Annotated in this window: 23 protein-coding genes; 13 read left to right on the top strand and 10 right to left on the bottom strand. The window is 46.8% G+C overall.

Annotated elements, in window-relative coordinates; genetic code table 11:
* Positions 1–13: 13 nt before the first annotated feature.
* From accC to ICN16_RS08405, 4 genes are all read right to left on the bottom strand, one after another.
* Entirely contained in the window at positions 14–1384 is a 1371-nt protein-coding gene (gene accC, locus ICN16_RS08420; RefSeq protein ID WP_215334274.1) for an acetyl-CoA carboxylase biotin carboxylase subunit, read from the bottom strand.
* Between the two features lie 52 nt (positions 1385–1436).
* Positions 1437–1898, bottom strand: coding sequence for an acetyl-CoA carboxylase biotin carboxyl carrier protein (accB, locus tag ICN16_RS08415; protein ID WP_216136523.1), 462 nt, complete (start codon positions 1896–1898; stop codon positions 1437–1439).
* 36 nt (positions 1899–1934) lie between these two features.
* Entirely contained in the window at positions 1935–2384 is a 450-nt protein-coding gene (gene aroQ, locus ICN16_RS08410) for a type II 3-dehydroquinate dehydratase (protein ID WP_216136520.1), read from the bottom strand.
* Between the two features lie 249 nt (positions 2385–2633).
* The gene (locus ICN16_RS08405) at positions 2634–3161 is read right to left on the bottom strand and encodes a TlpA disulfide reductase family protein (protein ID WP_216136517.1); all 528 of its coding nucleotides are present in this window, start codon (positions 3159–3161) and stop codon (positions 2634–2636) included.
* Between the two features lie 26 nt (positions 3162–3187).
* On the opposite strand from ICN16_RS08405, the gene mpl reads away from it, so the two are divergent.
* The 6 genes from mpl to mtgA are packed head-to-tail and all read left to right on the top strand — an operon-like array spanning position 3188 to position 9871.
* On the top strand, positions 3188–4594 hold the full coding sequence (gene mpl / locus ICN16_RS08400; protein ID WP_216136515.1) for a UDP-N-acetylmuramate:L-alanyl-gamma-D-glutamyl-meso-diaminopimelate ligase: 1407 nt from the start codon (positions 3188–3190) through the stop codon (positions 4592–4594).
* A gap of 5 nt (positions 4595–4599) precedes the next feature.
* Positions 4600–5328 carry a 3-oxoacyl-ACP reductase FabG gene (gene fabG, locus ICN16_RS08395; RefSeq protein WP_216136919.1) on the top strand — a complete coding sequence of 243 codons (729 nt, stop codon included), beginning with the start codon at positions 4600–4602 and terminating at the stop codon, positions 5326–5328.
* A gap of 2 nt (positions 5329–5330) precedes the next feature.
* Entirely contained in the window at positions 5331–7319 is a 1989-nt protein-coding gene (locus tag ICN16_RS08390; RefSeq protein ID WP_216136512.1) for a ribonuclease catalytic domain-containing protein, read from the top strand.
* Positions 7303–8163: an energy transducer TonB gene (locus ICN16_RS08385; protein ID WP_216136915.1), complete on the top strand. Its 861-nt coding sequence runs from the start codon at positions 7303–7305 to the stop codon at positions 8161–8163. Before ICN16_RS08390 ends, ICN16_RS08385 begins: the two co-directional genes overlap by 17 nt.
* 41 nt (positions 8164–8204) lie before the next feature.
* Positions 8205–9113, top strand: a complete 909-nt coding sequence (aroE, locus tag ICN16_RS08380; protein WP_216136509.1) for a shikimate dehydrogenase — start codon at positions 8205–8207, stop codon at positions 9111–9113.
* A 17-nt stretch (positions 9114–9130) separates the two neighbouring features.
* Positions 9131–9871, top strand: coding sequence for a monofunctional biosynthetic peptidoglycan transglycosylase (gene mtgA, locus ICN16_RS08375; protein WP_216136506.1), 741 nt, complete (start codon positions 9131–9133; stop codon positions 9869–9871).
* A 22-nt stretch (positions 9872–9893) separates the two neighbouring features.
* Here mtgA and pyrF read toward each other — a convergent pair whose 3' ends face one another.
* Complete coding sequence (gene pyrF / locus ICN16_RS08370) at positions 9894–10739, bottom strand: orotidine-5'-phosphate decarboxylase (RefSeq protein ID WP_216136503.1); 846 nt, start codon at positions 10737–10739, stop codon at positions 9894–9896.
* A 74-nt stretch (positions 10740–10813) separates the two neighbouring features.
* Here pyrF and corA point away from each other — a divergent pair, with 74 nt between their 5' ends.
* Positions 10814–11785: a magnesium/cobalt transporter CorA gene (gene corA / locus ICN16_RS08365; protein ID WP_215376764.1), complete on the top strand. Its 972-nt coding sequence runs from the start codon at positions 10814–10816 to the stop codon at positions 11783–11785.
* 18 nt (positions 11786–11803) lie between these two features.
* On the opposite strand, the gene ICN16_RS08360 is transcribed toward corA, so the two are convergent.
* The 3 genes from ICN16_RS08360 to thiL are packed head-to-tail and all read right to left on the bottom strand — an operon-like array spanning position 11804 to position 13925.
* On the bottom strand, positions 11804–12328 hold the full coding sequence (locus ICN16_RS08360) for a CinA family protein (protein ID WP_216136500.1): 525 nt from the start codon (positions 12326–12328) through the stop codon (positions 11804–11806).
* Positions 12325–12906, bottom strand: coding sequence for a phosphatidylglycerophosphatase A (locus ICN16_RS08355; RefSeq protein ID WP_216136497.1), 582 nt, complete (start codon positions 12904–12906; stop codon positions 12325–12327). The genes ICN16_RS08360 and ICN16_RS08355 overlap by 4 nt, the downstream gene beginning before the upstream one ends.
* A complete protein-coding gene (gene thiL, locus ICN16_RS08350; RefSeq protein ID WP_216136494.1) occupies positions 12903–13925 on the bottom strand; it encodes a thiamine-phosphate kinase in 1023 nt (340 codons plus the stop codon). The genes ICN16_RS08355 and thiL overlap by 4 nt, the downstream gene beginning before the upstream one ends.
* Before the next feature lie 84 nt (positions 13926–14009).
* Here thiL and ICN16_RS08345 point away from each other — a divergent pair, with 84 nt between their 5' ends.
* Positions 14010–16337 (top strand): NADP-dependent malic enzyme, encoded by a 2328-nt coding sequence (locus ICN16_RS08345; protein WP_216136492.1) that lies wholly within the window; start codon positions 14010–14012, stop codon positions 16335–16337.
* Between the two features lie 138 nt (positions 16338–16475).
* Complete coding sequence (locus tag ICN16_RS08340) at positions 16476–17096, top strand: barstar family protein (protein WP_015420405.1); 621 nt, start codon at positions 16476–16478, stop codon at positions 17094–17096.
* A gap of 32 nt (positions 17097–17128) precedes the next feature.
* Here ICN16_RS08340 and ICN16_RS08335 read toward each other — a convergent pair whose 3' ends face one another.
* Positions 17129–17890 carry a 16S rRNA (uracil(1498)-N(3))-methyltransferase gene (locus tag ICN16_RS08335; protein ID WP_216136490.1) on the bottom strand — a complete coding sequence of 254 codons (762 nt, stop codon included), beginning with the start codon at positions 17888–17890 and terminating at the stop codon, positions 17129–17131.
* A gap of 43 nt (positions 17891–17933) precedes the next feature.
* On the opposite strand from ICN16_RS08335, the gene tkt reads away from it, so the two are divergent.
* Positions 17934–19928, top strand: coding sequence for a transketolase (gene tkt, locus ICN16_RS08330; RefSeq protein WP_223146541.1), 1995 nt, complete (start codon positions 17934–17936; stop codon positions 19926–19928).
* Positions 19929–19984: 56 nt separating this feature from the next.
* Positions 19985–21013 carry a type I glyceraldehyde-3-phosphate dehydrogenase gene (gene gap, locus ICN16_RS08325; protein WP_215328738.1) on the top strand — a complete coding sequence of 343 codons (1029 nt, stop codon included), beginning with the start codon at positions 19985–19987 and terminating at the stop codon, positions 21011–21013.
* Positions 21014–21127: 114 nt separating this feature from the next.
* Here gap and fur read toward each other — a convergent pair whose 3' ends face one another.
* On the bottom strand, positions 21128–21580 hold the full coding sequence (gene fur / locus ICN16_RS08320; protein WP_216136910.1) for a ferric iron uptake transcriptional regulator: 453 nt from the start codon (positions 21578–21580) through the stop codon (positions 21128–21130).
* An 82-nt stretch (positions 21581–21662) separates the two neighbouring features.
* On the opposite strand from fur, the gene ICN16_RS08315 reads away from it, so the two are divergent.
* Together ICN16_RS08315 and dapB are read left to right on the top strand one after the other, a co-directional pair.
* Positions 21663–22349, top strand: a complete 687-nt coding sequence (locus ICN16_RS08315) for an outer membrane protein assembly factor BamE (protein WP_255533702.1) — start codon at positions 21663–21665, stop codon at positions 22347–22349.
* Between the two features lie 69 nt (positions 22350–22418).
* Positions 22419–23219, top strand: coding sequence for a 4-hydroxy-tetrahydrodipicolinate reductase (gene dapB, locus ICN16_RS08310; protein WP_216136907.1), 801 nt, complete (start codon positions 22419–22421; stop codon positions 23217–23219).
* Positions 23220–23250 lie beyond the last annotated feature (31 nt).

Below are 23250 nucleotides of genomic sequence, written 5' to 3'. Positions count from 1 at the left end.
GACATCAAGCGACCTAAGACTTCGGGTTGCCGCGACTAGCGGCTTGCTCTTCGAGGCGATGCTCTAGATAGTGAATGCTGGTTCCGCCTTCCATGAAGTTCGGATCGAGCATGAGTTCACGATGTAGAGGTACGTTCGTTGTAATGCCATCAATCACCATTTCAGATAGCGCAATTTGCATACGACGAATCGCTTGTTCGCGAGTATTGCCGTAAGAAATCAACTTGCCAATCATGGAGTCGTAATTGGATGGCACTACATAACCACTGTAGGCATGTGAGTCAACGCGAATGCCAGGGCCACCTGGCATGTGGAATGAACCAATTTTGCCTGGGCTTGGTGTGAACTTGAATGGATCTTCTGCATTCAGACGACATTCAATGGCGTGGCCACGGAAAACAATGTCTTTTTGGCGATAGCTCAGTTTTAAGCCCGCAGCAATACGAATTTGTTCCTGAACGATATCGACACCGGTAATCATTTCAGTAACTGGATGCTCTACCTGAACGCGGGTATTCATCTCAATAAAGAAGAATTCACCATCTTCATACAAGAATTCAAACGTACCAGCACCACGGTAACCAATTTTTCTACAGGCTTCTGCACAGCGTTCACCAATTTTGGCAATTAAGCGACGATCAATGCCTGGTGCCGGAGCTTCTTCAATCACTTTTTGGTGACGACGTTGCATTGAGCAATCACGCTCGCCTAACCAAATAGCGTTGCCGTGGGTATCGGCCAAAATCTGAATCTCTACGTGGCGAGGCTTTTCTAAAAACTTCTCCATATAGACTTCTGGATTACCAAAGGCGCGACCAGCTTCCTCTTTAGTCATATTGACTGCATTAAGAAGGGCGGCTTCGGTATGCACTACGCGCATACCGCGGCCACCACCGCCACCAGCAGCTTTGATGATGACCGGATAGCCAACACGCTTTGCTGTAGTAATAATTTCTTTTGGATTGTCAGGTAATGCCCCTTCAGATCCAGGAACGCAAGGAACACCCGCTTTAATCATGGCGCGCTTGGCTGAAACCTTATCGCCCATCAGACGAATTGAAGCTGCAGTAGGTCCAATGAATGCAAAGCCTGATTTCTCAACCCGTTCAGCAAAGTCGGCATTCTCAGAGAGAAACCCGTAGCCAGGGTGTATCGCTTCAGCATCTGTCACTTCAGCTGCTGAAATGATGGCAGGCATATTGAGATAGCTCAGCGGTGATGGGGCAGGCCCAATACAGACGGCTTCGTCTGCAAGCTTCACATATTTAGCCTCTTTGTCTGCGGTCGAGTAGACCACCACAGTTTTAATTCCCAACTCGCGACATGCGCGTTGGATACGGAGAGCAATTTCTCCGCGATTGGCAATCAGAATCTTATCGAACATGTCGGCTCTGAGTTAAGTAACGGTGGATTGGAATAGATCTAAGAAAGATCTATTAAGCGATGATGAACAGCGGCTGGTCAAACTCAACGCCTTGGCCGTTTTCACACAGAATTTGCTTAATAACGCCAGCTTGCTCAGATTCGATCTCATTTAGCAGCTTCATCGCTTCAATAATGCACAGCGTTTGACCTACTTTTACTGTGTCACCCACTTTGACGAAATCTGGAGATTCTGGATTTGGTGCGCGATAGAAAGTACCCACCATCGGTGAGCGAGCTACAAAACCAGTTTCAGCAGGCGCTTCTTCAGCAGCTGGTGCAGCTGCGGGAGCAGCTGCGGGAGCAGCTTGCATTGCCTGAGCCGGTGCTGGATTGGCGTAAACCACTTGACCAGCAGGAGCTGGAGATCCAGCATTCACGATGCGAACACGATCTTCACCTTCATTCACTTCTAATTCAGAAATTCCTGATTCAGAAACGAGGTCGATTAGGGTTTTTAGTTTTCTCAAGTCCATGGAAAGGCTTCCTCTCTTGTAATTCTTAATTAATCTTTATTTATGTAAACGTGCGATTGCAGCTTGAAGCGCTAATTCATAACCAATGGCACCCAAACCGCAGATAACACCAGTGGCAATATCGGAAAGGTAGGAGTGTTTGCGGAATTCTTCCCGCTGATGAATATTGGATAAATGAACTTCAGTAAATGGGATGGCAACACCAGCTAGCGCATCACGCAACGCAACGCTGGTATGAGTAAAGGCGCCTGGATTGATGATGATGAATTCCACCCCATCTTGTTTAGCTTTCTGAACTCGGTCAATCAGTTCACCCTCATGGTTGCTTTGGAAGGTGGATAAGTCGACGGAGTTGGCCTTGGCGATTGCGCCAAGCCTTGTATGTATATCTTCTAGGGTAGTTTTGCCGTAAACCTCTGGCTCACGGGTTCCCAGTAGATTGAGATTAGGGCCCTGAATTACGAGAATTGAAGTATTTTTCGACATAGATCGATATTTTTAGAGGCAGTTAGGTTTAATTACGTTAATAAAGCTTTTCTCTAAAACTGCTTACTTCATGAAGAATTCGCCTCACCAAGCACAGGGAAAGTATACCCCTAGAACCAGATGGGAAGCCCAAAAAATGGCCTAAAAACTAGCTATTTTTTATGAATTTAAGTGAAGATATTGCAAGATTCAGGTAAAAAGCACCCAATTCTTGCCTGAATTGGAATTTCTAACTGTATTTAAAATGGCTTATAAAGCTGATTTAATTGATTTTCTGAGCTCTTCTTCGCTTATCTTTCCCAGTTTGCTGCTAATTGCTTTACCTTGAGCATTAATGATGATGGTGTATGGAAGTGCGCCTTGGCTGTTGCCCATTTGTTTAGATAAATTACTGCCCTCTAGTCCGCCAATCACGATGGGGTAAGAAACGGGGGTCATTTCTAGGAATTGACGAATATTAGAGGGCGAATCAATGCCAATGCCGACAAATAAGACATTTTGATCCTTGAACTCTCCCTGTAATGCATCCAAAGTAGGCATTTCTTCGACACAAGGGGGGCACCATGAGGCCCAAAAGTTCACAACGAGGACTTTCCCGCGCCATTTTTCTGTATCCACTGGTTTGCCATCAGCCGCTTGCCATGGGTTGGCAAAAAAGGCTTTGATAGCGGGATCGCTTGCTAAGCTAGTTTTGTAAATCCATTGCGAAGTCAACACTCCTGCAAGCAGGGCTGCAAGACTAATTCCGGCGATGCTAATCCACTGTCTGCGGTTCATTGCTACTCCTTAGCTAAAATTCCCCAATGCATATTCATATCTTGGGCATTTGCGGTACTTTCATGGGCGGCATTGCCGCAATCGCTCGGCAGGCCGGACATCGCGTCACTGGCTGTGATGCCAATGTGTATCCGCCAATGAGCACGCAACTTGAGGCGCAGGGCATTGAGCTCATCGAGGGATTTTCGCCCGATCAATTATTACAGTTTGAAACGATGCCAGATTTATTTGTGATCGGCAACGTCGTTTCACGTGGTAATCCGCTGATGGAGGCCATTCTCAATCAAGGCCTTCCTTACACCTCTGGACCCCAATGGCTGGGTGAGCAAGTTTTATTTGGTCGCCATGTATTGGCTGTTGCTGGCACGCACGGCAAAACAACCACGTCCGCCATGTTGGCATGGATTTTGGAATTTAATGATTACAAGCCGGGCTATTTAATTGGCGGAGTGCCATTGAATTTCAAGGTGTCAGCTCGCTTAGGTGAGAGTAAATACTTTGTGATCGAAGCAGATGAATACGACACAGCGTTTTTTGATAAACGTAGTAAGTTTGTGCACTATCGTCCGCGTACCGCTTTATTAAATAATCTAGAGTTTGATCACGCCGATATCTTTGCTGATCTTGCTGCAATCGAAACGCAGTTTCATCATTTAGTTCGCACAGTGCCAGGCAATGGTCTTGTTGTGGTGAATGGTGAGGAGCCTGCTTTAGAGAGAGTCATCGCACGAGGTGCTTGGGCGCCTGTTGAAAAGTTTGGTCAAGATAAACACAATGTGTGGTCTTTGGTTTCTCAAGCAGCGGATGGCTTCATTGTTCTGCATGATGGTAAAGAAGTTGCAACGGTGACCTGGGCCCCAGACTCTGGTGTTATGGGTCGACATAATCAACTCAATGCATTGGCAGCAATTGCTTCCGCAAACCATATTGGCATTTCTCCTGCTAATGCAGCACGCGCTCTTGCTGAGTTTAAGAATGTGAAGCGTCGTTTAGAAACAATTGGTGTAGCAAATGAAGTAACGGTCTACGATGATTTTGCACACCATCCCACAGCAATTATTACCACTGTAGATGGCTTACGTCGCCGTGTAGGGCAGTCTCGAATTTTGGCGGTCTTGGAGCCTCGTTCCAACACCATGAAACTCGGAGTGATGAAGGCGCAACTACCAAGTAGCCTAGAGGCAGCCGATAAGATTTTTGCTTATGGTGCAAGTGCCGGTAAAGATTCTTTAGGGTGGGATTTAAATGAAGTCTTAGCCCCATTAAATGTAAAGAGTGACAATCGTGCCGCAGCCTTTGATGACCTATCTGCTTTGGTTAAGGCTGTTGCAAATGAAGCAAAGCCTGGCGATCACATTTTGGTGATGAGCAATGGTGGTTTTGGTGGCGTGCATCAAAAAATATTGACTGCAATACAAGAGAAAGCAAAGTAATGAGTATGAGACTAAAAGATAAAGTAGCCATCATTACTGGTGCTGCAAAAGGGATTGGCTTTGCGACCGCAAAACGGTTTGCGCAAGAAGGCGCCAAGGTCATGATTGCAGATGTGAATCCTGAGGCAGTGAAGGCTGCGGTTGACCTTATTCCGGGTTCGGAAGCTTTTGTCATGAATGTGACCGATCGCGCGAGCATTGAAGCAGCTGTTGATCAAATCATGCAGCGTCACGGGCGCATTGATATCTTGATTAATAATGCTGGCATCACACAAGATGCACGTTTAGTCAAAATGACTGAAGCACAATTTGATACGGTGATTGATGTTAATTTGAAGGGTGTATTCAATTGCACGCAATTAGTGGTGCCGCACATGTTGGAGGCGGGCAAAGGTGCCGTCGTGAATGCCTCAAGTGTTGTCGGTATCTATGGAAACTTTGGCCAGACAAATTACTCCGCCACTAAATTTGGCGTCATTGGTTTTACTAAAACTTGGGCGCGTGAATTGGGTGCAAAAGGTATTCGAGTAAATGCAGTTTGCCCAGGCTTTATTGCTACTGAAATGGTCAAAGCCATGCCAGAAAACATCCTGAAGGATATTGAAAAGCGCAGCTGGCTTGGTCGCTTAGGTACTCCCGAAGAAATGGCGAACGTGTACTTATTCTTAGCAAGCGATGAAGCCAGTTATATCAATGGCGTAGCACTTGAGGCCAGCGGCGGGATCTCACTCTAAGCATGCATCTTTTATACGAAGAGGGTGGAGACATCAAGGTCGCCACGGTCCAGTCTGCCTCGGGCGCTGGGGATGCTGAATCTTGGCAGGCGACGAGCTTGTCTGGGAAAAAGATCAAACTAAAAGCCAAAGAAGTTTGGCTGCGTTTTGAAAAACCAGAACCGCAAGCCTTAATGGATGAGGCAAATACTTTATCTAAAGAGATTGATCTACAGTTCTTATGGGACTGTGCGCCTGACGAAGAATTTGGTTTAGTGGATGTTGCTCAAGAATACTTTGGAGCACAAGCCACCATCCCGCAACAGACGGCATTAGCCATTGCCTTACAAGGTGCGCCGGTATTTTTCCGTCGTAAAGGGCGCGGACGTTTTCAAAGAGCGCCACTAGAGCAGTTGCAAGCTGGTCTGGCTGCACTCGAGCGTAAGCAAAAAGAATTAGAGCAGCAGGCCGCATGGCAAAAAGAGTTGGTGGCCGGTGTGTTTCCAGAAACGCTCCAGTCTCAAGCAAATCAATTATTGTTTTCTCCGGATAAAAATACCTCTGCCTATAAAGCTTTAATTGCGGCGTGTACCGAATCAGGTGAATCTCCTGCGCAGTTGATGATTCGCTGTGGTGCGATTGATTCGCCTTTGCAATATCACCAAGGGATGTTCTTAAAGACTCATTTCCCGCGAGGTGCTGCGCATGACCCAAGTTTGGTTGTTGACCAAGCCGCACTAGATGCTGCCATCTCAGAATTGCCCCTAGCTGAAGTCACCGCCTTCTCGATTGATGATTCAGGTACTACTGAAATTGATGACGCTTTATCAGTGACTGCGCTTGAGGGTGGTGGGCATCGGATTGGTATTCATATTGCAGCACCTGGTTTGGTGATTGCTAAGGATGATGATTTGGATATGGTCGCTCGTACCCGGATGTCCACGGTGTATTTTCCTGGCGACAAGATCACGATGTTGCCTGACACAGTGATTTCGCAGTTCTCATTGGATGAGGGTGCCGCTCGCCCAGCTTTATCGATTTATGTGGATATCGATGCTGCTGGAGTTGTAGATAAGGAGACTCTGCAGTTACGCGCCGAGATGGTTCCTATGGGAGCAAATCTGCGTCTAGAGAATTTGGAGCACCTGGTAACGGAAGAAAGTTTGGCTGATGCATCTGCTAAGTATTCGTATCGCGAAGAGTTAAGTATTTTGTGGTCAGCGGCAAAGCTATTGCATGCAGGCCGTCAAGAGCAGCGCGTAGCCAATGGATTGCGCGCTGAGCAATTAGGAGTTTTGGATCCTAACGCCTTAGCAAGAGACTTTCATTTTCAAATTAGGGAACTTAATGGCGCACAGCGAGTAGACATTACTCCGCGTCAACGCGGCTCGATTTTGGATACGATCGTTGCTGAATGGATGATTTATTGCAATAGTGCGTCAGGACGTTTGCTGGCTGACCATGGAGTACCTGGCTTATTTCGTACTCAAAAGGGCTGGGGTCCTTTGCGCACGCGTATGCAGACCACACCTGGTCCTCATGAAGGATTGGGTCTGGATTACTACGCCTGGTGTACTTCACCACTGCGCCGTTATTCGGATTTAGTGAATCAGTGGCAGTTAATTGCAATAGCCAAGCATGGCATCACTGCCAAGATGGTGGCGCCATTTCCACCACGAGATGCCGCCTTGATGGGGATCGCTGCTGACTTTGAGGCTTGTTATTCGGCCTATGCAGAATATCAAGATCGTCTTGAGAAATATTGGTGTTTGCGCTGGGCTGCTCAGGATGAAGTTCCTAAACAGGTTTTCGTACGACACCTTAAAGAGGGAATGTCCCGAGTGGAGCCTGTCCCATTGCATTTGCCGGTCCCGGAGTTGGCGACGCACCCTCGCATGACTCGAGCTGAAGTGATTATTGCTGACGTAGATCTTTTGCAACTTACCGCGGGAGTGCGCGTGCTGCATATAGAAACACCAGAAGTTCCTGAGAGTGATGCAAGTCCCACCTAAGTTTGCTAAGTTAGTGGAGCGCCTAGATGGTAGTTGGCGCCGCTATCCATTTGGATATGCCCTTGGCCTCTCTATTCTGGCTCATCTGATCTTCTTATCATTTCGCTGGGGCATGGGAGAAATTGAAAGTCGCCGTTTAAATACGCCACTGAGCGTTGTCTTGGTCAATGCCAGTAATCAGGTGGCGCCCAAGCAAGCTAACAAATTAGCGCAAGCGGATTTGCATGGAGGAGGCAATAGCCCCACTCAAGATGCTAGCGCTCTCCACCGAGCAAGGCTGGGTACAGACGCCCGCCTTGAGGCCTTAGAGAAGCAGCAAAAGCAGATGCTGGCGAAGCTCGATGCAGATCGAGCACTTTCAGGCGGTCGTAAAAGTGGTGATGAGAAAAAGGTGACGTCGCAGCTGAACTCCTTAGAAGCTGAGTTAGCGAAGCGTTTGCAGGTCAATGGGCGAGAGCCACGTCGCAAGGTCTTGACTGGGGCTAGCACCAAGGCGGTTGTATTTGCACAGTATTACGATGCTATGCGTCAAAAGATAGAGGCCTATGGGAGTGCATTTTTCCCACGGGCTAACGGACGCCCTTTATACGGCAGTTTGATCATTGTGGTGAGTGTTGATGCTCAAGGGCGTATTGCTAACAACGCTCAGGGTAAGGATGGGCTAAGCATTGGTCGAAGTTCTGGCAATCCTGAGTTAGATCGCCAGGCCTTGGCGATTGTTCGTGCTTCTGCTCCCTTTGGAGTTTTCCCTGCAGAAATGCGCAATCAGATTGATATTTTAGATTGGGTTTCTACTTTTGATTTCACAAGAGATGGATCTGATCGCTTAGATCTGCGCCCTTAATTCAGTAGACGTCACTCAATTTCGCTTATCCTGTAGTCACTATGAGTCAAGCTACTTCCGCGCAATTGCATACCGACCCCACCCAATTTCCTGGTGTGGATGTCTATGCGGTTGCAGGGAATCCAATCTCACATAGCAAATCGCCCGCTATTCATAAACGTTTTGCTGAGCAGGCGAATCAAAAGATGCACTATGGTCGTTTGCAGCCTGCACTTGATGAGTTCAAATCTGCTGCGCAATCTTTCTTTGCTGCTGGCGGTAAGGGTATGAATGTCACTGTACCATTTAAGTTGGACGCCCAGGCACTTGCAGATGTATTAACGCCGCGTGCGCAGCTGGCTGGAGCTGTAAATACTTTACGTATTGAAGATGGAAAAATCTTTGGTGATAACACCGATGGCGCTGGTTTAGTCAGAGACCTATTGGCACAGGGTATTCAGATTAAAGGCTCCCGAATTCTATTATTGGGGGCGGGTGGCGCTTCGCGTGGAGTGCTTGGTCCATTGCTGGAACAGTCGCCGAAAGAATTAATGATTGCCAACCGATCCAATGCTAAGGCTGAGGAATTGGTTCATTTGTTTGGTGGTTTGGCTGGCTCACTGAATGTTGCACTACAAGCGGTTTCTTTAAGCGATCTTGAAGATGCTAGTAAGACTGCATCTTCTTTTGATCTCATTATTAATGCCACTGCTGCTGGCTTATCCGATGCATCCCCGATTAGCGATGTGGCAGCAAGCAATATTTTTACTTCAAAATCTTTTGGCTATGACATGGTTTATGGCAAAGCCACTGCGTTTATGCAACAAGCATTACATCGCGGTTCACGGGTGAGTGATGGCTTGGGCATGTTAGTAGAGCAGGCTGCAGATGCATTCTTAATTTGGCGTGGCGCTACGCTTGCTGATGCGATTGATCCTCGCGCCGTCTTGACAGAACTTCGTACTTCCTAGTTTTTAGCTGAGCTTTGATGCGCTGGCTTTCTTACCTTCTGAAATGTTTACTGGGTGGTTTTATTACCATGCAAATGTATTTTGTCATTCAGATTGGAATGTGGACGGCACTTGATCCAAGTAGTACTGCATTTCAGAGGGCAGAGCGTTGGCGGCTTTGCGGTTTGCATTGGTCTTGCCCCGTGCAGTCGAGCTGGGTTCCTTACGACAAAATCTCCAGCAATCTCAAACGTGCTGTTTTGGTGAGTGAAGACGATATCTTTTTTCAGCACATGGGGGTGCGGGTTGAAGATATGCAAAAAGCATGGGCTAAAAATTCACAGCTCAATCAACAGGGCGGTAAATCTAAAACTACTTTACGTGGTGGTTCCACAATTACACAGCAACTAGCAAAAAATCTCTTTCTTTCATCTGAGCAGAATTATTTTCGCAAAGCGCAGGAACTCATCATTACAGGCTTACTTGAGGTAATGCTATCTAAACAAAGATTGTTCGAGATCTATCTGAATTCAGTAGAGTGGGGTGAGGGTATTTTTGGAATTGGTGCCGCCTCTCAGCATTACTATGGAGTAAAGCCAGCATCACTTGACCGTGAGCAGGCGGCAGCTTTAGCCTCTGCATTGCCAGCACCAAAGTGTTTCGACAAAGCGCAGTACTGTCGTAGGGCTAACATTCACTTCCCTACGCGGCAAGACTTTATTTTAGAAAACATGGATAGAGTAGCTTTAGCGCCCACTGCAAAACCAAAGACGCGTTAGATTTTTGTAGCCCAGCCTAATTTTATTTGCTAGCTGCAGCTCTTAATGCATCTCTAGTGGTGGCGGCCACTTTTCTAGCGGCCTGAGCAAAATCATTTCCTGAGCTTGCATAAAGAATTGCTCTAGAAGAATTAATCATCATGCCAGTACCTGGTTTATTGGGGATGCCACCAGACTTCACTGTGGCATCGATATCGCCACCTTGAGCGCCAATACCCGGGATGAGCAAAGGCATCTCACCCACAATTGCTCTCACCTTGGCAATTTCTTCGGGGAAGGTTGCGCCAACTACGAGGCTGATTTGGCCAGAGGCATTCCATTTTTGTGCAGCCAGCTTGGCAACATGCAGGTAAAGCGGTTCGCCATTGGGGGTCACATTTAAGAATTGAAGGTCAGAGCCCCCTGGATTTGAGGTGCGGCATAAAACAATCACACCCTTGCCGGCGTGCTTTAGGTAAGGCTCGATCGTGTCAAATCCCATGTAAGGGTTCACGGTAACGGCATCCGCGCCATAGCGTTCAAAGGCCTCTAAGGCATAGTGGTCGGCAGTGCTGCCGATATCACCACGCTTGGAGTCCAGTATGACTGGGATATGGGGGTATTTATCTTTAAGGTATCTAGTCAGCTTTTCTAGTTGGGCTTCGGCTCTTTGGGAGGCGAAGTAGGCGAACTGGGGCTTAAAGGAGCAGACGGTATCTGCAGTGGCATCAGCGATCTCGCGGCAGAACTCAAAAATCCCCTCAGGCTTGCCCTGAAATACACCGGGCAGGCGCTTGGGATCTGGATCAAAGCCCACACACAACATACTGCCTTGGGAAGCCCATGCAGACTGGAGTTGTTGGGTAAAGGTATTTGGGCTGGAGTTCATTGGGATTAGGCTTATTTTAGTGAAACTGTCATGTTCTATAGGATAAACTAGCGCACATTCCTTAGGAGTCCACCATGATCAACTTGTTCGTCCTGCAAAATGGCCGCCTCTCGCAAGAGCAAGTGGAAGATCGCAATGAATTGTTGCAATACTCCAACCCTATCTGGATTGACGTTGTTGATCCCGAAGAAGAGGAGCTCCTGTGGATTAAAGAGGCTTTTGGCGTTCTTTTGCCTGAATTAGATGATTTGGGCGACTTAGAAGCTTCTGCGCGTTATTTCGAGGCTGATGATGGCCACCTCCATATTCGCACTGATTTCCTATTGGACGAAGAAGAAACTTCTCGCAACGTGCGAGTTGCTTTCGTGATGACCAAGCAAGTCTTGTTCTCGATTCATGATGAAGATTTACCGGTGTTCCGTTTAGTGCGTTTGCGTGCCCGTTTGCGTCCTGGTTCAGTAAGCAATGCAAAAGATGTTTTGCTCGACCTGTACTCCACTGACGCTGAATATTCTGCCGATGCTTTGGAAGAAGTTTATGAAAATCTCGAGCAAGCAGGTAAGCGTGTTCTGCAAGATGACATCACCGATAACGATGCAGAAGAAGTGCTCGAAACGATTGCTAAGGAAGAGGATACCAACGGACGTATTCGTCGTAACGTGATGGATACCCGTCGTGCGCTATCTTTCTTAATGCGTAGCAAATTACTATCCGATGAGCAGCAAGAAGAAGCACGTCAGATTTTGCGAGATATTGATTCACTAGAAAACCATACTGCATTCTTGTTCGATAAGATTAACTTCTTGATGGATGCGACAGTCGGTTTTATTAACTTGAACCAAAGTAAGATTATCAAGATCTTCTCGGTGGTATCTGTTGCCTTAATGCCACCAACTTTATTGGCAAGCGTATGGGGAATGAACTTCCGATACATGCCTGAACTCGAAGAGACTTGGGGTTATCCAGTCGCCATTATCTCTATGGTGATCTCAGCGATGATTCCATTGGGCTACTTCCGCCACAAGGGCTGGCTAAGCTCACGCTAATTCTGTAGTGCTGCCTTGTTAGGCGTTTTTAGGTTTAAGCAATTCCAGAAATTGAGAGAGCGCAAAATCGCGTGCTTGTTCCCGCACGATTTGACGATCACCGTTGAAATGCTTGGTCAGTGTGGCGGTATTGATCACATCATTTCCAATACTCTCTTCAATTGCCCAGCCAAAGCAAACAGTACCAACTGGTTTTTCAGGTGAACCACCTGTTGGGCCAGCGATGCCGGTAATGGAGATGGCAGTGTTGACATTGGCATTGCGAAGCGCCCCCTCAGCCATGGCTTTAGCAACTTCTTCGCTGACTGCGCCAAAAGATTCAATCGTTTCCACTGGCACATCTAAGCATTCAGATTTCGCGGCATTACTATAGGTAATGTAGCCTCGCTCAAGCCAATCGCTGGAACCTGCTAAATCCGTCAGAGTTGCGCAGACAAGGCCGCCGGTACAGGATTCAGCTAAGGCAATTTTCCAACCCCGGCCCACTAAAGTCAGGGCAATTGCTCTCGCTAGTTCATGTTGAGGATCGTTGTTATTTTTCATGAGAGGTGGCTCAATCCAATATGTAAAAGCGTAATGGTGAGTAGAGTAAAAAATGCTGCAGCCAAATCGTCAGCAATGATTCCGAAGCCGCGCCAAAGCATTAAACCAAAATTGGATGGAGAGGAGTTATCGCCATTTTCTAAGCGTTTAAAGTGTCGATCAATCATTCCAATCGGACCTGGCTTGATGGCGTCAAAAAACCGGAAGAGTGCGAATGCCAAAATTTGCACCCATAGGCTTGCCGGCATAATGAAAATCAACACAATCCAGAAGGCAAGCACTTCATCCAACACAATTCCACCAAAATCTTTTTTACCCAACTCTTCGCTGACTCGTCCGCAGATCCAGCAACCTAGGAGAATCCCTGCGCTAATAATCCATAGCCATGCTTCAGTGGATAAAAAATACTCGCCCAGCAAGAAAGTTGCCCAGGCCCACAACGTTCCTGCAGTGCCAGGGGCGAATGGCGCTAAACCACTGCCCATGCCGAATGCAAGGGCGCGACTAGGTTTGCTAAAAACCCACTTTAAGCTGGGAATAAGGGCGGAGGAGTTCGGCGTATTGGTTTGGATGTTCATGCGAAGTGATCAAAAGATTTCAGCAGTAAACCTGCTTGCTGAGAATTTAATTCTTTCCCATCGTTATCGATGATGTGTATCGCAGGTGCTGAGTGTTGCATGGATTTGATGCTACCAATCTGCGTGAGTGGAAGATTCAGATCTGCACTTATTTTGGCAATGACATCCCGTTTGCTGCTTGGTGCCGTGAAGCACAGCTCATAATCGTCACCGCCACTCGCAGCATATTGATTTTGGATGGCTGCTGATTGCTTGCGCAGAGTGTCAGATTTGGGAATCTGGTCTAAAAAGATTTCTGCATCTTTTCCCGACTGTTTAAGGATGTGCTTCAGGTCGCCTAATAAGCCATCGGATACATCTAAAGCAGAATTCGCAATGCCTCTCAAGGCAATGCCTAAATCTAGTCTAGGGGTCGGTTGATGCATGCTTGCTTCAACGCTCGCCAAATTTTCTTTTGATAGCTCAATTTCATGACGCAGTGCAGCAAGTGCAAGTCTGGCGTCACCAACGGTTCCTGAAACCCAAATGTCATCACCTTCCGATGCCCCCGATCTAAGAATGGCTTTGTCTTTTGGAATGCCGCCAAAGGCGGTGATGCAAATATTGAGTGGACCAGCGGTTGTGTCGCCACCAATCAATGGGCAAGCATAGGTATTTGCAATGGCAAATAAACCATTGCTAAAGGCCTCGAGCCAGGCCGGATTCGGCTCTGGTAAGGCTAGTGACAGAGTAAAGCCCAGAGGCCTAGCGCCCATGGCTGCTAGGTCTGAGAGGTTGACGGCTAAGGCTTTCCAGCCCAAGCGCTCTGGGTTGGCATCGGCAAAAAAGTGTCGTCCGGAGACCAACATATCGCTAGTGATTGCAATTTCTTCGGTGGGTTCGGTTTTTAGTAGGGCACAGTCATCGCCAATCCCCAGCTTCACTGAGCTGGGATTATTGGCAAGCATGAGTTCCGACTGCGCTTTGAAGAAACGCTGAATCAGGTCAAATTCGCCAATTGAGGAAGTTTGAGATTGCATGCCCCATTTTATGGCTCTTAGGAATCTTTCATCCGAGAGGAATAGAATTAGAAGCTTGAATAAGTCTGATTGATGAGTGAACTGATGAGTAAACCAAGCAATAGCAGCAAAGAACAACAAATAGCGGATTTAAGAGCAGCAGCTCTCCACTATCACGAGTTTCCCGTTCCAGGAAAAATCGAAATTGCCCCAACCAAGCAGTTAACCAATCAGCGAGACCTGGCTCTTGCCTACACTCCTGGTGTCGCTGCGGCGTGTGAAGAGATTGTCAAAGATCCTGCTAATGCATTCCGTTACACAGCACGTGGTAATTTAGTCGGCGTGATTACTAACGGTACCGCGGTCTTGGGTTTAGGAAATATTGGACCATTGGCTAGTAAGCCGGTGATGGAAGGTAAAGCAGTTCTTTTTAAGAAATTTGCTGGCATTGATGTTTTCGATATTGAAGTGAATGAAAACGATCCAGATAAGTTGGTTGAAATCATTGCAGCACTTGAGCCGACCTTCGGCGGTATCAATTTAGAAGATATCAAAGCGCCAGATTGTTTTGTAGTCGAACGTAAATTGCAAGCGCGCATGAAGATCCCAGTCTTCCATGATGATCAACATGGAACTGCAATCGTAGTGGCTGCTGCGATTCTCAATGGCTTAAAAGTAGTTGGCAAAGATGTTGGTAATGTGAAGTTAGTTACCTCTGGTGCTGGGGCTGCTGCATTGGCTTGCTTAGATTTATTGGTTGACCTTGGCATCCCTCGTAAAAATATTTGGGTTACAGATTTAGCTGGTGTTGCGTACAAAGGCCGTAAAGAATTGATGGATCCAGAGAAGGAGCCATTCTGTCAAGATACGGACTTACGCACACTCGATCAAGCAATTGAAGGTGCTGATATTTTCTTAGGTCTTTCTGCTGGCGGTGTGTTGAAACAAGACATGGTTAAGAAGATGGCGCCTAAGCCATTGGTCTATGCCTTAGCTAATCCAACTCCAGAGATTCTTCCTGAAGAGGTAAAAGAAGTTCGTCCCGATGCTGTGATGGCAACTGGCCGTACTGATTATCCAAATCAAGTAAATAACGTGTTGTGCTTCCCATTCATTTTCCGCGGTGCACTCGATGTGGGCGCTACTACCATTACACGCGGCATGGAAGTCGCTGCAGTTAAGGCTGTGGCGGAATTGGCGCAAGCTGAGCAGAGCGAAGTGGTTACCTCTGTGTACGGTATTGAGAACCTGTCTTTTGGTCCAGAGTATTTAATTCCGAAACCATTTGATCCACGTTTAATTACTGTAATTGCACCTGCAGTTGCTAAAGCAGCGATGGATGATGGTGTTGCACAACGTCCGATTAAAGACTTTGATGCTTACCGTAATCAGTTGCAGCAATTTGTGTATCACTCCGGCACTTTGATGAAGCCACTGTTTAGCATTGCTAAACGTGTACCTGCCGCACAAAAACGCATTGTGTTTGCCGAGGGTGAAGATGAGCGTGTATTGCGCGCTGTGCAAATCATTACCGATGAGCACCTTGCCACACCAATCTTGATTGGTCGACCAGCGGTAATTGAGCATCGTATCGGTAAGTTTGGTTTACGCATTAAGTCAGGCGAAGATTTCGAGATTGTGAATCCAGAGAGTGATCCTCGTTATCGTGATTTCTGGCAAACCTATTTAGGCTTGACTGAGCGCAAGGGCGTTACTGAATCTTTTGCTAAGTTAGAAATGCGTCGTCGCAATAGCTTGATTGGATCAATCATGATCAGCAAAGGTATGGCTGATGGCATGATTTGCGGAACGGTTGGTAATTCAGCAACGCATTTGAAATATGTTGACGAAGTGGTAGGGCGTGAACCTGGCGCCAATGTCTATGGTGCAATGTCGGGATTAATTTTGCCAGGACGCCAAGTATTTTTATTGGATACCCATGTCAATATTGATCCAACTGCAGAGCAGTTGGCTGAATTGACCTTAATGGCTGCAAGTGAAATGCGCAAATTAGGTTTGGCACCTAAAGTTGCACTCTTGTCTCATTCCAACTTTGGTTCAAGCAGCGCTCCATCTGCAGTCAAGATGCGTGAAGTGTTGGCTTTGATTCAAAAGGCAGACCCAAGTCTCGAAGTTGATGGTGAAATGCATGGCGATAGCGCTTTGGATGAAACTATTCGTGCCAGCGCAGTGACTTCATCCCCTTTAAAAGGCGATGCCAACTTGCTAGTGTTGCCAAATATTGATGCTGCCAACATTTCTTACAACTTGCTAAAGACTGCTGCTGGTAACGGTATTGCAATCGGACCATTGTTATTGGGTGCTGCTAAGCCGATTCATATTCTGACGCCATCAGCTACTGTGCGCCGCATCGTCAATGTCACCACTTTGGCGGTAGTTGAGGCAGCAAGTAATGCTAGGGGCGTGGCTTAAGCATTAAATGTAGTCTTTTATTTATGTTAGTTAGCAATAACTAACATAAATAATTATTATATAAATCAATGGTTTATATAAAATGCACTGTAATTGGGCTTGATTTGATGGCGTGTTAAGGGTAACCTAGCACCCATCATGAATAATCGCTCTGAAAACGGCACTACAGTAGGCTTCGACGAACACAGTCGAGCTGAAAGTTGGGATAGCAACGATCGACTTGAAACCGAGTCATCTGCTGCCAACATCTATGCCGAGGGTGGTTTATCTCGTTTACAAACCTATGCAGCAAATCAAGTTTCGGGGAAAAAAGTGACAGCTTCTTGGCGTGCCGCTTTGGCCGTTCGCGATGCCGGACCGCCGGCAATGTTGCGCAGTGTGCGCCCTAATATCGTGCAATCTATCCGTGCTTTCCGCACTCCTGACTTACAGGAAGCGGCTACTGAGCTTGGTCAACACTTCATTTATGCAAATTGTGCAAATGCAATGACTAAGGGTGAAGTGTTGGAGGCAATTGCAATTGCCTATACATTTACTAAGCAACAAGCGAAGAATTTCGATCCTTTATTGGATGCTTTGACAACTACGGTTGACAAGTCTGGCCCACAGCCAGGTTTCGTAGTGGTGCTCGAAGGCTTGCCTTGTACACAGAAGTTTGACAAAGAAGCGCGCGAAACATTATTGGATGTGTTCCGTGATGCTGTCGATTTCTGGTCAGAGCGTCGCACACCTTATCGTGTGTTCTATTCATTTGCCTAATTGACTCAGCAGTAATTCAGCATAAATCGCCTCTATTTGAGGCGATTTTGCATTTCCGGGTCCCAAATACTGTTAACAGCAGTGATCGCGACAATTCCAGCGGTCTCAGTTCGCAATACTCGATCTCCTAAAGAGACTATTTGATAGCCAGCAGCTTCTGCTTGATTCTCTTCTTCTGGGGAGTGCCCGCCTTCGGGTCCAATCATCAAAATCACATCCTGCGGCGGGCTTTCAATTAATACTGAATATAAGCTTTTGTCTGTATCTGGGCTTAAAAGTAGTTTAAGTTTGGCTTTTTGTGGCTTTTGTAGATAACTTTCAAAACTTTGAATAGGCTCTACAGAGGCTAAAACCGTGCGGTCACATTGTTCGCATGCTGCCTGAACAATCCCCTCCCAGTGCAAAAGTCGCTTTTGAGCTCTGTCGGCATCGCTAGAGCGCGTTAATTTAATGACTGAGCGTTCACACTGCAAAGGCGCAATGACCTGCACCCCGGTCTCTATGGCCTTCTCAACGACCCAATCCATCTTATCGCCGCCAGCAAGTCCTTGCGCCAGGGTGATGGCATAGGGACTCTCCCGGTGCGTATCTTCGCGGACATCACTTAACTGGGCTTCCCCAGACTTATTACCTAGGGAAAGCAGTTTTGCCTTGGCAACATGACCTTTGCCATCAAAGATGGGGAAAGATTCGCCAACTTGGATGCGACGTACGCGCAAGTGATGGGCGAGCTCGGGGGTGAGGGTATTTGGCTTTTGGATTTCCCATGGCCCGGGAAGATAAAATTGAGGCATTACTGAAATATAGCTAATTAATTTTCCAGAGACCCAATTTACGATGTCAAACCTTCAAATTCGTATGGCCAACGCCATTCGCGCTTTATCCATGGATGCAGTTCAACAAGCCAATTCTGGTCATCCTGGAATGCCAATGGGTATGGCTGATATTGCAGTCGGCCTTTGGAATGAGCATCTGCAACATAACCCAACAGATCCACATTGGATGAATCGCGATCGCTTTGTTTTATCAAATGGTCATGGTTCTATGTTGTTGTATTCCTTGTTGCATCTGACCGGTTACGACTTACCAATTGGTGAGTTGAAAAATTTCCGTCAACTTCATAGTAAAACTCCGGGACATCCTGAGTATGGAATTACTCCTGGTGTCGAAACGACTACCGGTCCATTGGGTCAAGGTATATCAAATGCAGTGGGTATGGCGCTTGCTGAAAAATTATTAGCGCAAGAATTTAATCGCCCGGGCCACGATATTGTTGATCACTACACCTATGTATTTTTAGGTGATGGTTGTTTGATGGAAGGTATTAGTCATGAAGTGTGTTCATTGGCTGGCACACTCAAGCTCAATAAATTGATTGCACTATGGGATGACAACGGCATCTCCATTGATGGCAAAGTAGTTTCTTGGTTTAACGAAGATACCCCAAAGCGTTTTGAGGCTTATGGTTGGAATGTTCTGCGCGATGTCGATGGTCATGATGCAGAGGCTGTATCAAACGCAATTGCTAAAGCCAAGAAAAGTGATAAACCAACCCTGATCTGTTGTAAGACAGCGATTGGCCAAGGCTCGCCGAATATGGCTGGTAGCGATAAGGTACATGGCTCGCCATTGGGTGCGACAGAAATTGCAGCAACTCGTGTTGCGTTGAACTGGCCATATGCACCGTTTGAAATTCCAAAAGATATTTATGAGGCCTGGGATTTTAAGAAGCGCGGTCAAGCTGCTGAGCATGAGTGGAATAAAGAATTCCAAGCCTACAAAAATAAATACCCAGAATTGGCTTCTGAATTACAGCGTCGTATGCAAGGTGACTTATCTAAAGATTTCTCTAAAACTTTAGATGCTTATTTAAAAACTTGCGAAACTAAAGCAGAAACCATTGCTACTCGCAAGGCAAGTCAAAATGCCATCGAAGCATTAGCGCCTGCCTTGCCAGAGTTCATGGGTGGCTCTGCCGACTTAACGGGTTCTAATTTAACCAACTGGTCTTCATGCAAAGCTGTGCGTGGCGACCAATGGGGTAACCACATCAATTACGGTGTTCGTGAATTTGGTATGAGCGCCATCATGAACGGCATCGCTTTGCATGGTGGATATATTCCATTCGGCGGCACCTTTTTAACCTTCTCTGATTACAGTCGCAATGCTTTACGCATGGCTGCACTGATGAAGCTGCGTAGTATTTTTGTCTTCACACACGACTCTATTGGCTTGGGCGAAGATGGCCCAACACACCAGTCTGTTGAGCACGTAGCGAGCTTGCGTTTGATCCCGAATTTGATGGTTTGGCGTCCATGTGACACGACTGAGAGTGCGGTTGCATGGGGTGCAGCGATTGAGCGTAAACATGGCCCAAGCGCGCTCATCTTCAGTCGTCAAAACTGCCCATTTGTGCCGCGCAATACTCAGCAAGTAAAAGATATTGCACGTGGTGGATATGTGTTGCGTGACCCGAAGAAATCGAAGATCGATGCAGTGATCATTGCCACTGGCTCTGAAATTGCTTTGGCTTTGCAAACTGCCGAGCGTTTAGATAGTGAAGGATTTGGAATCCGTGTGGTATCGATTCCATCAACAACCGTATTTGACCAACAGGATGCCGCTTACAAATCAAAAGTCTTGCCGGCAGATATTCCACGCATTGCAGTGGAAGCAGGCGTGAGTGATTTCTGGTGGAAGTATGGTTGTGCAGCAGTACATGGTGTTGATACTTTTGGTGAATCAGCTCCAGCACCGGTGCTCTACGAATATTTTGGTTTAACGGTTGATCAGATTGCTAAAACTGTGAAGCAATGCATCGCAAAGAAATAGAAAAGACAAGAAGCAAGGTATTTATTTAAGAATTCAAAATTAGCAAGGGGAATGGAATGACAATTCGTGTCGCAATTAACGGTTATGGTCGTATTGGTCGCATGGTCTTACGTGCTTTGTATGAAGATCAAGTCAATGGCAAGCCAAGACGTGATATCAAAATCGTCGCAATTAACGCGATGGGAGATATCGACATCAATGCACACCTGACGCAATATGATTCTGCGCATGGTCGTTTCCCTGCGGAAGTAAAAGTAGATGGTGATTGCATGGTAGTCAATGGCGATCGCATCAAAATGTTCTCTACTCGCAATCCTTTAGAAACCCCATGGGGTGAGTTGGGCGTCGACTTGGTGCTCGAGTGCTCAGGCAAATTCACTTCAAAAGAAAAAGCCATGGTGCACATTTCTCAGGGCGCCAAGAAAGTATTGATCTCCGCTCCGGGCGAAAAAGATGTGGATGCCACAATTGTTTATGGCGTAAACCAACAAGTCCTAAAGCCAAGCGACGTCGTGGTTTCTAACGCGAGCTGTACGACTAACTGTTTAGCGCCGTTGGTCAAACCATTGCTGGAAAAGATTGGTATCGAGTCTGGCTTGATGACCACGATTCATGCCTTTACCAATGACCAGGTTCTTACTGATGTGTATCACAAGGATATGCGCCGTGCCCGCTCTGCAGTGACCAGCATGATCCCTACAAAGACAGGTGCAGCAAAAGCGGTTGGCTTGGTGTTGCCAGCATTAGCCGGTCGTTTTGATGGATTTGCAATGCGCGTTCCAGTTATTAACGTTTCTGTAGTCGATTTAACGTTTGCTGCTAGCCGTGCAACTAGCGTCGATGAAGTGAACTCCATCCTCAAGACGGCAAGCGAGGGTGAATTGAAGGGAATCCTTGGTTTCAACACTTTGCCTTTGGTGTCGATCGACTTTAATCATGACCCACGTCCTAGTATTTATGACGCCTCCCAAACTCGCGTTTCGGCGGATGGCAAGTTAGTTAAGGTTCTGGCGTGGTACGACAACGAATGGGGCTATTCAGTCCAAATGCTCAATGCTGCCGAAGCGTTGATGGCGGTAAAGTAAGAAATCAACCCGGTTTTAAGTCTAACAGCGCTTAAAATCTTGTTTTTGATGCAAAAAAGACCTCAATTTAGGTCTTTTTTCGTTATCTGTAGATAAAATCTAAATAATTTGGATTTAGGCCTTTACCTTATTGCGGCAATTTTTCTTTTGGCAGTGGCCATACATGGCTAGGGAGTGCTCTTGGAGCTTAAAACCGAGGTTTTTAGCAATATCGCGCTGCCTTTTCTCAATTGCCTCATCTACAAACTCCTCTACATGCCCACAATCTAAGCAAACCAAGTGGTCGTGGTGCTGTCCCTCATTAAGCTCGTAAATGGCTCTGCCATCCCCTTTGCTGGACTCAAAATGGCTGCGGAGCAATAGGCCGGCTTGTTCAAACTGGGTTAGCACCCGATATACCGTGGCCAAACCAATCTCTTTATCTTCCTTGGCTAGGGCCATAAAGACGTCTTCAGCACTAAAGTGGGTCCCGCCATTCTGATGAAAAAAGTCTAAGATTTTCATGCGTGGACCAGTTGCCTTGAGGCCAATGTCGCGTAAATCTGCTGGAGTCGGGTTTTGGTTCATATTCATGGGTTTGCGAGCTAAAATCAATGTCTTAATGATACGGCCTGCCATGCAAAATTGCCTTCAACTTTTTACCCGACTTTTGAACTCTATTTTTGGAGTTTTTGGCCTTGCTCGGTCAGGGTTAGTAATCGCCACACTGAGCTCGGTAATGATCGCTACTGGCTGCACCAGCGCTGTAGATGAAACCCAGCGCGCTTGGATGAATACATTATTTAGACCTTATGTTCCAGATGTGGTTCAGGGTAACTTTATTTCGAGTGAGCAGTACGCCAAACTGCAAGTGGGTCAGAGTCGCGAGCAAGTTCGTCAAATTTTGGGCACGCCTTTGCTGGCTAGCTATTTCCATGCCAATCGCTGGGACTATATTTTTGAATTTAAGCGCTCCGGCCAGGTAATGGGTAAAGAACGTCGCGTCACGGTATTTTTCGAAGGCGATAAATTAGTCAAATTCCAAGGCGATGCATTGCCAACAGATGTCGAGTTGGTCGCTGAAATCGATGGCTACGCAAAATCGAAGAGATCATTCTGGGATGTGGTCACGGGCTCTAATAAGCCGCCAGTTACACCTCCATTGCAGCAGCCTGAATTATTGGTGCCTAGCCCAACAGATAACTTGCCAGCGGGTGCAGTTGTGCCAGCAGCTAGCACTAGCAGTTCTTTCTGGGACTTTTTTAGCTTCTCAAAAAAATCGCCAGACGCTCAGCCCGCTCCTCAACAGTTGGGTCCTGGCGCTCTCAACGTTCCGCAGGCTGGTGAAGCTAAATAAGAATTGCTGTTGTGTTGATGCTGAGTGATTTCTTTCAGCAACCTTTAATAAGAAATGAAGATACAAATGATGAGAATCGCAATTGCTGGTGCTACCGGCCGCATGGGAAAAATGCTGATCGAGGCTGTACTGAATTGTTCAGACGCTGAGCTTGTTGGCGCGCTCGAGCATGAGTCCTGCCCTTTACTTGGTGAAGATGCCGGTGCATTCTTGGGTAAAAAAACAGGCGTAGCAATTACATCGGACATTACGAAAGCCTTGACTGGTGCTGAGTTTTTAATCGACTTCACTCGCCCAGAAGGCACGATGGCACATTTAGTTGTGGCGCAAAAGACTGGCAGCAAAATGATTATCGGCACTACTGGTTTAAGCCCAGAGCAAATCGATGGCCTCAAGAAAGCATCTGCAAATTTAGCCATCGTATTTGCGCCCAATATGAGCGTTGGTGTTAATGCCACATTCAAGTTATTGGAAATTGCAGCAAAAATGTTGAACGAAGGTTACGACATTGAAATCATCGAAGCGCATCATCGCCACAAGGTAGATGCGCCATCTGGTACTGCACTGCGAATGGGTGAGGTGATTGCGGATGCGCTTGGTGAGAAATTAGATGATGTTGCAGTGTATGCTCGCGAAGGTCATACCGGTGAGCGTAAAGCTGGCTCTATTGGTTTTGCGACGATTCGTGGGGGCGATATTGTTGGCGATCACACTGTCTTGTTTGCGGGCGAAGGTGAGCGCATTGAAATCAGCCACAAGTCTTCTAGCCGTCAGTCTTATGCACAAGGTTCTTTGCGCGCCGCACGCTTCTTGCAGGGTCAGAATTCTGGCTTGTATGACATGCAGGATGTGCTTGGCCTGCGTAAGTAATTGAAGTAAATCAGCGCAGTAAAACAGTTAG

The organism is Polynucleobacter sp. es-MAR-4, from assembly GCF_018882055.1.
In the GTDB taxonomy this organism is placed as follows: Bacteria; Pseudomonadota; Gammaproteobacteria; order Burkholderiales; family Burkholderiaceae; genus Polynucleobacter.
The sequence above is the reverse complement of the archived record's forward strand: the minus strand, read 5'-3'. Positions and strand labels throughout refer to the sequence as shown.